At 65.1% G+C, this 13,036-nt stretch carries 13 protein-coding genes; 9 read left to right on the top strand and 4 right to left on the bottom strand.

The annotated features are described in order from the left end of the window. Nucleotides 1-25: 25 nt before the first annotated feature. Complete coding sequence (locus tag JHD82_RS15740; RefSeq protein ID WP_199137349.1) at nucleotides 26-1,135, bottom strand: SDR family oxidoreductase; 1,110 nt, start codon at nucleotides 1,133-1,135, stop codon at nucleotides 26-28. Nucleotides 1,136-1,210: 75 nt separating this feature from the next. On the opposite strand from JHD82_RS15740, the gene JHD82_RS15735 reads away from it, so the two are divergent. The 3 genes from JHD82_RS15735 to JHD82_RS15725 all read left to right on the top strand — a co-directional run bounded on the left by JHD82_RS15735 (nucleotide 1,211) and on the right by JHD82_RS15725 (nucleotide 3,463). Beyond that, entirely contained in the window at nucleotides 1,211-1,600 is a 390-nt protein-coding gene (locus JHD82_RS15735; protein WP_199137348.1) for a MerR family transcriptional regulator, read from the top strand. A gap of 96 nt (nucleotides 1,601-1,696) precedes the next feature. Continuing rightward, complete coding sequence (locus JHD82_RS15730) at nucleotides 1,697-2,110, top strand: VOC family protein (protein ID WP_034395560.1); 414 nt, start codon at nucleotides 1,697-1,699, stop codon at nucleotides 2,108-2,110. A 126-nt stretch (nucleotides 2,111-2,236) separates the two neighbouring features. Further along, a complete protein-coding gene (locus tag JHD82_RS15725) occupies nucleotides 2,237-3,463 on the top strand; it encodes a PQQ-dependent sugar dehydrogenase (protein WP_065347521.1) in 1,227 nt (408 codons plus the stop codon). Nucleotides 3,464-3,536: 73 nt separating this feature from the next. Here the strand turns inward: JHD82_RS15725 and JHD82_RS15720 are convergent, their stop codons facing one another. Continuing rightward, nucleotides 3,537-3,770, bottom strand: coding sequence for a hypothetical protein (locus JHD82_RS15720; RefSeq protein ID WP_034395554.1), 234 nt, complete (start codon nucleotides 3,768-3,770; stop codon nucleotides 3,537-3,539). 175 nt (nucleotides 3,771-3,945) lie between these two features. On the opposite strand from JHD82_RS15720, the gene JHD82_RS15715 reads away from it, so the two are divergent. Further along, on the top strand, nucleotides 3,946-5,328 hold the full coding sequence (locus JHD82_RS15715) for a PLP-dependent aminotransferase family protein (RefSeq protein WP_199137347.1): 1,383 nt from the start codon (nucleotides 3,946-3,948) through the stop codon (nucleotides 5,326-5,328). Nucleotides 5,329-5,459: 131 nt separating this feature from the next. On the opposite strand, the gene JHD82_RS15710 is transcribed toward JHD82_RS15715, so the two are convergent. After that, nucleotides 5,460-6,176, bottom strand: a complete 717-nt coding sequence (locus JHD82_RS15710; protein WP_199137345.1) for an aspartate/glutamate racemase family protein — start codon at nucleotides 6,174-6,176, stop codon at nucleotides 5,460-5,462. Between the two features lie 85 nt (nucleotides 6,177-6,261). Between JHD82_RS15710 and JHD82_RS15705 the strand changes: the two genes are divergently transcribed. The 5 genes from JHD82_RS15705 to JHD82_RS15685 all read left to right on the top strand — a co-directional run bounded on the left by JHD82_RS15705 (nucleotide 6,262) and on the right by JHD82_RS15685 (nucleotide 11,833). Next, entirely contained in the window at nucleotides 6,262-6,564 is a 303-nt protein-coding gene (locus tag JHD82_RS15705) for a helix-turn-helix domain-containing protein (RefSeq protein WP_233174760.1), read from the top strand. A gap of 429 nt (nucleotides 6,565-6,993) precedes the next feature. Continuing rightward, nucleotides 6,994-8,223, top strand: a complete 1,230-nt coding sequence (locus JHD82_RS15700) for an EAL domain-containing protein (protein ID WP_199137344.1) — start codon at nucleotides 6,994-6,996, stop codon at nucleotides 8,221-8,223. Nucleotides 8,224-8,516: 293 nt separating this feature from the next. Further along, the gene (locus JHD82_RS15695; protein WP_199137342.1) at nucleotides 8,517-9,626 is read left to right on the top strand and encodes an acyl-CoA dehydrogenase family protein; all 1,110 of its coding nucleotides are present in this window, start codon (nucleotides 8,517-8,519) and stop codon (nucleotides 9,624-9,626) included. 63 nt (nucleotides 9,627-9,689) lie between these two features. After that, nucleotides 9,690-10,556 carry a phosphate/phosphite/phosphonate ABC transporter substrate-binding protein gene (locus JHD82_RS15690; RefSeq protein ID WP_180319205.1) on the top strand — a complete coding sequence of 289 codons (867 nt, stop codon included), beginning with the start codon at nucleotides 9,690-9,692 and terminating at the stop codon, nucleotides 10,554-10,556. A gap of 8 nt (nucleotides 10,557-10,564) precedes the next feature. Further along, the gene (locus tag JHD82_RS15685) at nucleotides 10,565-11,833 is read left to right on the top strand and encodes a ferritin-like domain-containing protein (RefSeq protein ID WP_199137340.1); all 1,269 of its coding nucleotides are present in this window, start codon (nucleotides 10,565-10,567) and stop codon (nucleotides 11,831-11,833) included. Between the two features lie 164 nt (nucleotides 11,834-11,997). Here JHD82_RS15685 and JHD82_RS15680 read toward each other — a convergent pair whose 3' ends face one another. Next, nucleotides 11,998-12,918, bottom strand: coding sequence for a LysR substrate-binding domain-containing protein (locus JHD82_RS15680; RefSeq protein ID WP_199137338.1), 921 nt, complete (start codon nucleotides 12,916-12,918; stop codon nucleotides 11,998-12,000). Nucleotides 12,919-13,036 lie beyond the last annotated feature (118 nt).

Here is a 13,036-nt window from a genome sequence, read left to right as displayed (position 1 = left end):
ACCCATGCACCATTGAAAGCGGTGATTATGATGTTCTGCGCAGCGGAGGGGCAAGTCGGCGGGCCTTGCCTTTTGGAATGCAATATGAGTTGACATATATTGCAGTATTCCTCAACGACTGGCGCATATCCGGCTTTGTGATTCCGTGTCTTCGGGTAAATTGCTCCACTTCCGTCGTGTCAAAACGGGTTGTCTGGATAAAATCCAGGGCCTCGGCGCTGGTATTCAAAAACCTCGCAATGGGACGAATACCCAGAAGCCATTTCAGCAATCCCAGCGGAATATGATGCCCGGGCGCCTTCAGCCCAAGAGGTTGCGCCACCTGCGTGAGGAGCTCCTGCAAGCCGGGGCTCTGTGCATCGAGGGCCAGCAGTTCCTGGCCCCCCATGGAAGGATCAAAGGCGCATGCCGCCACCAACTCGACCAGATAATCCACAGTGACCAGTGGCAACCAGTGCGCGCCGGTACCGGGTACTGCCGCCAGCTTTCCTTGCACCAGATTGCGTATCAGATCCACCAGCGGCTGGCCATCCGCGATATGCCCCGTTCGGCTATGACCGCAAACCGTGGCGGGGTGTACAACGGTCATCTCTCCACCCTTGGCATTCATGAAGCAGAGGGTCGCGAAGTGCGCCTCCAGTTTGCTCGCCTCGTAAGCACCGACTTGGCGATAGATGGCAGGCCAATCCGTCAGCTCCGGATGGCCGGGATCAATCCCGATGCGTTGCAGATGTTCATTGTTTTTCAGCATGTAGCCGCCAATCATCACCAACCGGCTCTCTTGCTCGGCCGCCAACTGCGCCACGCGCCTTGCCCCTTCCACATTCACTGCACGTGCATGCTCCATCGAAAGGCCCCAGGCGAAGTGGGCTCCCAGATGGAATACGACCTTGGCCTGCCGCAGGACCTCTCTGTCCGCAAGGCTCAGACCGAGGTTTTCTTGCTCCAGATCGCCGGCTACGGCAAAGACGCGGGCTGCAACGCCACCCAAGCCATCGACCTGCTGGCGCAGTTCAGCGAGGCGCTCCGGGCGACGCATCAGCACCCGAATGGTGTGACCTTTCGCGCTCAGGTACGACAGCAAATGCTGGCCGATGAAGCCCGTCCCTCCCGTAACAAAGCACTCCACGCTCATTCTTCTGCTCCTTGGCACGATGAAAAAACCAAGTGTAGACTGTCGACTCAACTCTACAGTCAAGCGATTTTTTCCATGAATATCGGGGAACTTGAGGTCCGCAGCGGCGCCACGCGCCATACCTTGCGCTATTACGAGAAAATCGGCCTTATTTCACCCTTGCGGCGAACCAACAATTATCGCGTTTACACACCGCAAACCCTGCAAGACCTGGTCTTTATCCAGCGGGCACAAAGCATGGGTTTTTCTCTTGGGGAAATAGGCGAAATTCTGAATGCTCAGAGAAACAAGTCAATAGATTGCGCCGGGGGTGCAAGACTTATTGAAAGGAAGATGGCGGAAATCAAAAAGAAAATCACTGACCTCAAGAGCATTTATCGGTATTTGGACGCGGAGCGCGCAAACCTTGAAGCCAGTGCGGCCAGGCAACTTGAGCTTCAGCAGCTCAATGGCTCTTCCAGTTAATGGGGCAGCATCCGGAGTGCAGGTGCTGCATGATGGATGTCCTGACCGAGCAGTCCTGCACCCACCAGGACTGCAGCCCAACCCACGGAGCCAAGCATGACCAAGTCCCTCTTCATCAGCCTCCCCGTGACCGACCTCGGCGCCTCCACCGCCTTCTACAAGGCGCTGGGCTTCAGCCAGAACCCGCAGTTCAGCAGTGAGGATGGTTCCGCCATGGTCTGGAGCGAGGCGATCCAGGTCATGCTGGTCACGCATGCCAAGTGGCGCACCTTCACGCAGCGCCCGTTGCCGCCAGCCGGCTCCTGCGGGTTGATGCTGTCACTGGCCCTTGAGAGCCGCGCTGCCGTCGATGCGATGAACGAGGCCGCTGCGGCCCATGGCGGGCAGGCCGACGTGAATCCGATGGAGGACCACGGCTTCATGTACACGCGCGATCTGGCCGATCCTGATGGACACATGTGGGCGGCGCTGTGGATGGACCCGGCGGCCATGCCTGCATCCGCTGGGTGAGCGAGGCTGAACGCGGCTGGACGCCACTTCAGGCCTGCCGCGCAGATAGCCCGGAATTCGGCGGTGCATTCTGCGGTGCGGCGGTGATGCGCGGATACTGTCCCGTCCCCCACTGCGGAGCAAAGCATGCGATTGCCGAAGTCTGGACTCATCCCCTGGTTGCTCATGGCTGCAACCCCTGTGTTGGCGCAGATCAATGCGGGAACCCTGCCTGCCACTGCATCGCCCCCGTTCAAGGTCAGCAAGGTTGCGCAATTCGATCTGCCCTGGCGCATCGCATTCCTGCCGGACGGGCGCATGCTGGTCACCGAGAAGGTTGGCAAGCTGTTTCTCGCGGCCCAGGACGGGCAAAAGCTCGAAGTCACCGGCGTGCCGCCCGTGCTGCATGAAAACCAGAACGGCCTGCTCGGTGTCTACCTGGCCCCTTCGTATGCGAGCGACGGGGCCATCTACCTGACCTATTCGGAGCCCGGAGAGATCCGCGGCACGTCGAGCCTGGCGCTCGCGCGCGCCACGCTCAGGATCGGTGCCGGCACCGCTGCGCTGGAAGACCTCAAGGTCATCTGGCGCGACCCGGTCAAGGGCAAGGGCGGGCAGGTGGGTGCCGCCGTGGCTTTTTCGCCGGACCAGAAGTTTCTGTTCCTCACGGCCGGGGACCGGCAGCGCTTCACGCCTGCCCAGGACCCGAATCAGCCGGCCGGCAAGATCCTGCGGCTGACCTTGGACGGCAAGCCCGCGCCCGGCAATCCGATGCAGGGGCAGACCGGCGCAACGTCGGTTCCGGTGATCGATCCGCCCAAGGACACCGAAGCCGCCAAGACCGCGCCGGTGTTGCGCACGTTTGTCTTTGACGGTCCGAATCTGACGCCGTCCGAGACCTGGTCCACGGGGCATCGCACGCCCTACGGCCTGGCGTTCGCGCCGGATGGGCGTCTTTGGGAGCTTGAGCATGGGCCGCGCGGCGGCGATGAGCTCAACCTGATCGAGCCGGGCAAGAACTATGGCTGGCCGCTGGTTTCCTATGCGGTGAACTACAACGGCGTGCCCATTGCCAGCCCGGATACGCGAACGGACCTCACCAAGCCCGTGATCTACTGGACGCCTGTCTTCGCGCCGGGCAGCCTGATGTTCTACAGCGGCGAGATGTTTCCGCAGTGGAAGGGCTCAGCGTTTGCGTCCGGCCTGCTGACCCGTGCCCTGCACCGGATCGAGGTGAACGGCGCGAGCGCCACGCCTGCCGAGCACTGGACGGTAGGCTTTCGTGTCCGCGACGTGGCGCAGGCGCCGGATGGTGCGCTGTGGCTGATCGAGGACGACCGCAAGGGCGGTCTGTATCGGCTCACACCGAAGTAGGCAGCTGGAGGATGGTTGCCGCGCTGGGCACGGCCTGCGGGCACAGGCCCGGCGCTGGCAGCGCCACCTGCCATCAAAGGCTCAGGTCCATGCCCAGCATGGTGGCCAGGCCGAAGGTGAAGAGCAGCACGCACAGCAGCAGCAGCGTGAAGACGGCAACGATCTTGCCGCTGGCAACGAGCAACTCGCGCCGGCTCGCCCCCTTCTTCTTGCCCTGGTCGTAATGCCACTTGATGGCGAAGAACATGGCCGTGCCGAACACGAGCACCTTGAAGGTGACGAAGACTATGGGGACCCAATCGATCATTTTGAGAGCTTCCAGCCAATGACTTGGCACTGTCCATGGTGGGGAGCCTCCCTCCCGGACATGGGAGGCGAGAGCGTCAGCGACGGCCATGCAAGCACGGTGCTGCCACACCTTGTGGCGCATACTACCCAAAAGCAATTTCCATACATGAACCCATACGTTGCCGCTTAAATCCATGCAAGATGAGCCTTTGCCCCTCTGGTTGCCGCAACTGGCCGTGCAGGGCGGCCCCCGATTCCTGCAGATCGCCGATGCCTTGCAGGCAGCCTTGGCAGACGGATCGCTGAAGCCCGGTGACCGCCTGCCCCCACAACGCCGGCTGGCGGCCCAGCTGGATGTGGACCTGACGACGGTCACGCGCGCCTACGACGAAGCCAGGCGCCGCCAGCTGCTGGAGGGACGCGGCGCCAGAGGCACCTATGTCGCGGCGCCCAAGGTGGAGCTGAACGCCGTGCTGGACCTGAGCATGAACACCCCGCCACCGCCGGCTGGCGTGGACCTGGACGACATGTTGAAGCAGGGCCTGTCGCAAGTGCTGATGGGTGCGGATGCCCAGTTGCTGATGACCTACCACCTGGGCGGGGGAAGCGACTCCGACCGCAAGGCGGGCGCCAGGTGGCTGCAGCCCATGTTCGGAGATGTGGATGCCCGGCAGCTGGTGGTCTGCCCGGGCGCGCAGGCGGCGATTGCCGCCCTGGTGCTTGCGCTGACGGAGCCGGGCGATGTGATCCTGACCGAGCCCACCAGCTATCCCGGCCTGCGTGCCGCAGCTGCCCAGTTCGGCCGGCGCATCATTGCGGTGCAAGCGGACAGCCAGGGGATCATGCCCGAGCGGCTTGAGCAGGCATGCCGACAGCACAGGCCCGGGCTGGTCTACCTGAACCCGACGCTGCAGAACCCGACCGCCATCACGCTTGCCGAGGACAGGCGCCAAGAGATCGCCAGCATCGCAAAGCGCTGCCATGTGCGCATCGTCGAGGACGATCCCTACTGGCTGCTGGCCGATGCCCCGCCGCCGCCGATCGCCAGGTTTGCCCCGGAGCAGGTGTACTACATCTCCACCCTCTCGAAATGCCTGACGCCCGGTTTGCGGGTGGCCTTCGTGCTCCTGCCTGACCCGCACGAGCGCCAGCGTTTCCTGGTCGCGCTGAGATCGTTTGCGCTGATGGCCACGCCGCTGACGGCCGCCCTGGCCACGCAGTGGATCCTCGACGGTTCGGCCGGAAAATTGATGGAAGGCGTGCGCAAGGAGGCGCGCCTGCGCCACCGGATGGCCAGGGATGTGCTGGCCGGCCGGTACAGCGGCGCGGGAGACGGCCTGCATGTATGGCTGGAGCTGCCGAGTTACTGGAGCCCCTCGCAGCTTGCGCGTGCCGCCGACAGCGAGGGCATCGCCGTCACGCCGGCGCAGGCCTTTGCCACCGGCAGCGAATCCGTGAATGCCATCCGCATCTCCCTGGGCAGCATCAAGGAACGTGGGCGCCTGCAGGCGGGCCTTCAACGGCTGTCGCATCTGCTTGCGCGCCTGCCCGAGTCGTTCAGCGCCGCCGTGGTCTAGTGGTTCAGCGCGCATCGAGGCGTGAGGCGTGAGGCGTTGCGCCGATGGGTTGCCACAACGGCTCAAGGCGCCCCGGCAACCCGGGGGGTGCACGCCCTTGAAAGCAGGCCTGGGCATGGCTCGCTGGCCGTTCAAGGCTCCAGAGCGAAGTCCACCGCCGCCTGCGCATGCAGGGCGGTGGTATCCAGCACGGGCACAGGGCAATGCTCCTGCTGCACCAGCAGGCTGATTTCCGTGCAGCCCAGCACCATGGCCTGCGCGCCCTGCCCGGCCAGCTGCGCCATGATGCGCTGATAGGTGCGCCGCGACTCTTCAAGAATCCGGCCCGTGCACAGTTCCTCGTAGATGATGCGGTGCACCTCGGCGCGGTCTGCCTCCTGCGGCACCAGCACCTCCAGACCCTGCTGCTGCAGCCGCTCGCGCAGGAAGGGCTGCTCCATGGTGAAGCGTGTGCCCAGCAGCCCCAGCTTCCGGTAGCCGCGTGTGCGGGCTGCGTCGGCTACCGGGTCGGCAATGTGAAGAAAAGGGATGCGCACCGCTGCCGCAATGCGGTCTGCCAGCTTGTGCATGGTGTTGGTGCACAGCAGCACGCCGTCCGCCCCGCCCTGCTGCAGCCGCCGGGCGGCATCCTCCAGCAAGGCGGCGGCGTCGTCCCATCGGCCTTCATGCTGGGCCTGCTCGATGGGGCCAAAATCCACGCTGTACATGAGCAGTTTTGCGGAGCGCAGCGGACCCAGCCTGTCACGCACGCCCTGATTGATGAGCCGGTAGTACTCGGCGCTGGACTCCCAGCTCATGCCACCGATGAGACCGATGACGCGGTGAATTTCCGTGTGGTTTGAGTTCATGCCCGCAGTGTGCTTCATGGAATGCCATGCGCCCACCGCCCGCGTCGAGGCCTTGCGCCCGGTGTACCGCCCTGTCCTGGAGCGCATGGCGGCCGAGTTTGCACAGCCGTTGAGCATTGCCCGGCTGGCACGGATGATCCATCGCACGCCGTTGCAGTTTCTGCGCGAGTTTTCCCAGCTGCTGGGCATGACGCCGCATGCCTTTCTTGTGGAAACCCGCGTACAGGCGGCCCGCTCCATGATGCGGGCAGACACCCATTCCCTGGCGGGTATCGCCCACGATTGCGGCTTCAGCCATCAGTCGCACATGGGCGCCGCTTTCCGCAAGACTCTGGGGTTGACGCCCAGCCAGTACCTGGCCCGCATTCGTCACACGGGCAAGCAATGACCGATGGAGCACCTGAGACAGCCACAGCCATAGCCACAGCCAGGACACAGGGCTTGACGGGCTTTCCAGGGAGTGCCGGGCCCTTTCAGCTGCCCGTGTTGGATTTTCATAACTATTGTCAATCCGAACAGACGGACTCGACCTGCGCACTTCAACCGCGCATACTTAAGTCTGTTCTTCTCACTACTGCTTTGGGTTGCAAACGGGGTTGCCACTGAGGTTGCAACTGGAGGTGCGATTGGGATTTTCTATCGCGTGGCAGCCACGATTTGCCGCGTATCGCTCAATGGAGCGGGTTAATGATAATTCATTCCTTTTATCAATTCATATCGCACCGCTTGGCCATCGCACTCGGAACCTAGGATAGCCAGCCCGCAGGCAGCGTGTGAATTCAATGTGCGTACACATCTGATAGAGCAGATCAACGAAATGACCCTTCGTAAATCCACATTCGCACCTTTGAGCAGAATTTTTGCTTTTGCCATTGAACTGGATGGAATCGACCGTGTTCTGTCTGTCGTTCGTCGGCATCTCGGCATGGATGTCGCCTTTGTGGCCCGATTCCGGGAAGAGGATCGGGTGCTGGAGCATGTGGACGAGAGCACTGCCGGGGTGATTTTCCAGCATCAGAAGATTCCATTGAGCGAGGGCTATTGCCAGAAAGTGGTCAATGGCGAATTGCCGGAGTTGATTCCCGACACCTCCCTGTTGGCCGCTGCCCAGGAGATACCGGAAACGCACACCATTCCTATCGGCTCGCACCTGAGCGTTCCCATCCGCCTGGATGACAACCAATTGTTCGGCACCTTGTGCTGCTTCAGCCACCAGCCCAATCCTGCGCTGAATGTGCACGATATGTCACTGCTGCGGGCATTCTCCGATTTATTGGGACTTCATTTCAGTGCGACTTCTGCCGTCCGGCATGCAAGAGACAAAGTGACTCACGAAATTCGACTTGCAATGCAAGGCAATGCGCTGCGCCCCGTATTTCAGCCCGTATACACCGTCGCGACCGGAAAGCTGCACGGTTTCGAATGTCTGTCACGCTTTGACCTGGAGCCACGTCGCCCGCCCGACCAGTGGTTCAAGGCAGCGCACGAGGTGGGGCTGGGGCTAGAGCTGGAGCGCCATGCGATCGATACAGCGCTTGGCGCACTTGGCAGCCTGCCCACCGACTGGCTGCTCGCCGTCAACTGTTCGCCGCAGCTGATCCAGTCGGGGCAGTTGCCCAGGCTTCTGGGTTCGGACCGGGATCTCTCGCGCGTGACGCTGGAAATCACGGAGCATGCCGCCGTGGATGACTACAGGGCTTTGGCCGATGCACTGGCGCCGCTGCGGCGCCGGGGCGCGACCTTGGCAGTAGACGATGCGGGGGCCGGCTACTCCAGCATGCGGCACATACTGCATCTGCAACCAGACATGATCAAGCTGGACATGAGCATCACGCACGATGTCGATACCGACCGCAGCCGCCGTGCGCTGGCCAAGGGCCTCACGAGCTTCGCGCACGAGATAGGAAGCGTGGTGGTTGCCGAGGGTGTGGAGACAGCCGAGGAATTCAACACTCTGGCGAGCCTGGGCGTGGATTTGGCCCAGGGCTACTTTTTTGCCAAGCCGATAGGGCCGCAAGAGGCGCTGGCAATGGGCGCTGCAATATAGACCACGATCTTCCAGCAGGCATCCTCGTCTGGCTGCCGGCCGCCTGTTGGCCGAAACCGCCGAAGGCAGTACCCAGCCACCAATTGACCGAAATCAAGCGCCACCGGCAATTGCGCCCGGCCGTCGCGCACCCGGCGCATAATCTTTCGCATTCTTTCCCCCAGCCCATCCGCCATTGCAGGTCTGCATGCGGCAGGCGCGCCCAGCGGCCATCGCGGCGCTCCAGCATTTCCCCAGACTTCCAGCAAGTGCCTCTCGGCAGGCGGCCATGGGCATGCCTACGGTGAACCCAGATGGAAGTTTTGCAGCAACTCGAACCCCTCATGCGCGAGATCATCGCGCCCCAGGCCGCGCAGATTGACGAGCAGGCGCGCTACCCGCGCGCTGCGCTGGATGCGCTGGCCGCAGCCGGCCTGCTGGGCCTGATCAGCGCCAGCGAGGTGGGCGGCCTGGGCAAGGGCCTGGCCGAGGCGGTACAGGTCATCGAACGCATTGCCCAGGACTGCCCCTGCACGGCCATGGTGCTGACCATGCACTACTGCGGCGTGGCACTGATCGAGCCCTTTGCCGATGACGAGGTGCGCCGCGACATTGCCGCCGGCCGCCACATCACCACGCTGGCCGTGTCCGAGGCCGGCTCGCGCAGCCATATCTGGGCACCCACGGGCACGGCCACCGCCGCTGAAGATGTCGTCCACCTGAATGCGCTCAAGAGCATGATCACCTCGGCCGGCGAGGCCGATTCCTATGTCTGGATCTCGCGCGCCACGCAGGGCGAGGGCAATACGCTGTGGCTGGTGGACAGCCGCCTGCCGGGGCTGTCCATTCCCGGGCGCTTCAACGGCATGGGGCTGCGCGGCAATGCGTCGTCGCCCATCGAGGCGCGCGATGTGGGCGTGCCGCGCGCCCGCATGCTGGGCGCCGATGGCGAGGGTGAGGCCGTGAAGGGCCGCCACCTGATGCCGTTTTTCCCCACGCTGATCGCCACCACCTCCATCGGCCTGATGCAGGGCGCACTGCGCCGCGCCGTGGCCCATGTGGCCGGCACGCGCTTTGCGGAAAGCGGCAGCTCGCTGGCCGACCTGCCCACCATCCGCGCCTACCTGGCCCGCGCCCAGCTGCGCCTGGAGCAGGCGCGCCTGCTGCGCGACGACACCGTGGCCGCCGTGCAGGCCGCCCGCCCCGACACGCGCACGCGCCTGCTGCAGACCAAGGCCGCCGCCGCCGAAGCCGCGCTGGAGGTGACCGACATTGCCATGCGCGTGTGCGGCGGCGCCGCCTTCCGCAAGGAGCTGGGCATAGAGCGCCTGTTCCGCGATGCGCGTGCCGCCTCGGTCATGGCGCCCACCACCGACGTGATCTACGACATGCTCGGCAAGGCCATGTGCGAAGCCGCTGCCTGAACCTGCGCCGCAGATCCTGCCAATAGCCTCAACCCCCTTCCCCATCCAGCAAAGGACTTCCGCATGACGACAACCGCCCCCGTGATCAAGCTCGGCGCCGTGGCCTACGCCCCCAAGGTGATCACCATCTGGGAAGGCTTCAAGGCGTATTTCATCGAGCGCGGCTGCTACTTCGACTACGTGCTCTATTCCAACTACGAGTCGCTGACCGAGGCGCTGATCGCAGGCGATGTGCACCTGGCCTGGAACTCGCCGCTGGCCTTTGTCCGCGCCGACCGCATGGCCCGCGCACGCGGCCTGCGCGTGGAGTCCATCGCCATGCGCGATACCGACCTGGACCTGCATTCGCTGCTGGTCGTGCCCGCCGACAGCCCCATCCAGAGCGTGCAGGACCTGCGCGGCAAGACCGTGGGCTTCGGTGCGGTGGACTCGCCCCAGGCCACGCTGATCCCGCTGGACCATCTGCGCCAGGAAGGGCTGCTGGCCGGGCGCGACTACACGGCGCGCCGCTTTGACGTGCTGGGCGGCAAGCATGGCGACCACATCGGCGGCGAGCGCCTGGCCGCCGCCGCCATGGTGGCCGGCGAGATACAGGCTTCATGGATGGTGGGCAAGAACTACCAGGCCTTTGCGCGCGAAGGCACGCTGCCGGCCGGCGGCACGCGCGTGCTGGCCACCTCGGGCGCGTTCGACCACTGCAACATGACGGCCGGCCCGCACATCGATGCCGAACGCGCCGCCGCCTTCCGCGACATCCTGCTGGCCATGTCCTGGGACGACGCGGCCGTGCGCCCGCTGCTGGAACTGGAAGGCCTGAAGGTCTGGCACCCGGGCCGCGGCACGGGCTACGGCCTGCTGGAGCGCGCGGTGACGGACGAGGCCTTCTACGACGCCGAAGGCCGCATCACCGTGCAGGACTACCGTTACTGATACGCGCCATGGCCATGCCTGATTCCGACAGCGGCACCCTGCACGCCTCCACCCTGCACGCCGCCACCCTGCCTGTCATCGACCTGCAGGGCCTGGGCTTCGATGCCGGCGCCCATCTTCTGGTCAAGCACGCGCTGGCCGCCCTGCCCGTGGGCGGGCAGCTGCGCGTGACTGGCAGCGCGCCGGGCTGGCAGGCCCAGCTGTCGGGCTGGTGCAGCGACCAGGGCCACGGCCTGCGCTGGGAGGATGGCGCGGGTGCTGCACAGGCCATGGCCATCGTGGCGCGCGGCAGCGCGCAGTCCGGGCGCTGGCGCGGCGCGGCGCACACGGGCCGCAGCGATGCACGCTCGGGCGACGGTGCCGTGGCCGCGCAGGCCCAGCCTTTCTGGGGCCTGGCCGCGCGTGGCGCGCAGGTGGAAGCCGGGGCGCCGGCCTTCCATTTCCGGCTCAGCGACAAGCTGCAGGTCTGGACCGACAGCGCCGCCGACCTCTACGCTCAGGCCGTGGCCGCGCAGTGGAATGCCGACACCGACATCGACTGGTGCGATGCACCCGAGCTGCCCGCGCCCGTGGAAGACGCCATCGTGCAGCTCATGACCTACATGGTGGAGAACGAGAACGCGGCCCTGCTGGTGCCTGCGCGCTTTCTGGGCCAGCTGCACCCGCACTACCGCGAGCTGCAGGCGGCGCTGGCCATCCAGGTGGCCGACGAGGCGCGGCACATCGATGTCTTCACGCGCCGCATCCGCCGCCACGGCCGCGAGCCCGCGCTGTCCACGGCGGGTGGACAGGCCTCGCTCAAGAGCCTGCTGGACGAGACGGATTTTTCCGTGGCGGGCTTTTTGCTGTCGGTGCTGGGCGAAGGCACCTTCGTGCACCTGCTGCAGTTCCTGCAGACCGAGGCGCCCGACCCCCTCACACGCCAGATCTGCCGCCTGGCCGCGCGCGACGAGGCGCGCCATGTGGCCCTGGGCATGTCCCACCTGCTGTACCGCCTGCAGCACGAGCCCGGCTTCCAGCACCAGCTGGCCCAGGCCGTGGAGCAGCGCTTCGACAACCTGGCCGGCACCTCGGGTCTGAACGAGGAAGTCTTCGACGCCCTGATCCTCATCGCCGCCGGCGCCCTCACCCCCGAAGCCCTGGCCCGCGGCGCCGCCCGCGTGCAGCAGCTCATGCGTGACATGGCCGACGGCCGGTTTTCCAAGCTGCTGCGGCTGGGGTTCGAGCGTGGGCATGCGGAGCGGCTGGCTTCGCTGCATACGCGCAATTTCATGTAGGCACGAGAAACGGACCCGATGGCCACAGGACCAGCGCCGGTCAATCCACGATCAATTTGCTGTTGGTCAGCAGCTGCGTGATGATCTGCTGATCCGTGGCGGCACCGGAATAGCCGCCCCCTGATCTCCCAGCGACCAGACAAAGACATCCACAAAGCTCCCCCTCACCGCAGCCGCGCCAACCGCCTGCCGAACTGCTTCAACTCCAGCGCGGCAGCCTGCGCCACGCGTCCTGCATCGCTTTCGCCATCAGCCGCCCCGGCCACGGCCAGCACCGCCAGCCGGCTCTGGTAGCGCGATTGCTGCAGCGGCCTGAACACCAGCTTGCCCCGGTACAGCGAGGCAAAGGACGAGGGGACGATGGCCACGCCCAGGCCGCAGGCCACCAGGGCGAGCACGTTGACGAACTGGCCGGCCTCGTGGCGTATGGAGGGGGTGAAGCCCGCGTCCAGGCACAGGGCCACGGTGCGGTCGAAGTAGTCGGCGTCCTCGTAGCGTGCAAAGCCCACGAAGGGCTCATGCGCAGCCGACTGCAGCGGTAGCGCGCCTTCGCCAGCCGCCAGCGGGTGGGACGGCGCCATGGCCAGGCAGTAGGGATCGTCCATGCCGGCCACTTCCTCGGCCAGTGGCTCGCCCTTGCCGGGGCGCCCGAAGCCCAGGTCCAGCTCTCCGGCGCGCAGGGCGCGCAGTTGCTGCGAGGTGATCATCTCGCGGGCTTCCACGCGCAGGTTCCAGCCGGCGTCGGCAATGCGGCGCAGCAGGCCGGGCAGCACCGAGTGCATGGCCGACGGAACCAGGCCCAGGCGAACCACGCCCTGGCGGCTTTGCTGGCGTTCGCGGGCGCGCAGCGGGGCCTGCTGGGCGCGCGCAAGAATGGCGCGCGCGTCTTCCAGCAGGGACTCTCCCGCAGGCGTGAGCCGCACGCCGCGCGGCAGCCGTGTGAACAGCGCGGCGCCCACCTCTTCCTCCAGCTGCTTGAGCTGGGCCGACAGCGGCGGCTGGGCAATGAAAAGCTTGCGAGCGGCGCGGCTGACGTTGCCCTGCTCGGCCACGGCGACGAAATAGCGCAGATGGCGCAATTCCATAGGTGTTCACCCTTTGAAAACATACTTGCTTCGTATGCTTCAGATACTAATTCAGTCTTGGACATACCTCTGGCGTATGGAGACACTGCCGCCATCGCCAATTTCCAACGGGCCAGCG

It is taken from the genome of Delftia sp. ASV31, from assembly GCF_016428765.1.
Taxonomy (GTDB): Bacteria; Pseudomonadota; Gammaproteobacteria; order Burkholderiales; family Burkholderiaceae_C; genus Comamonas; species Comamonas acidovorans.
Note: the sequence above shows the minus strand (reverse complement) of the source record. Positions and strands in the feature narration are given on the sequence as shown.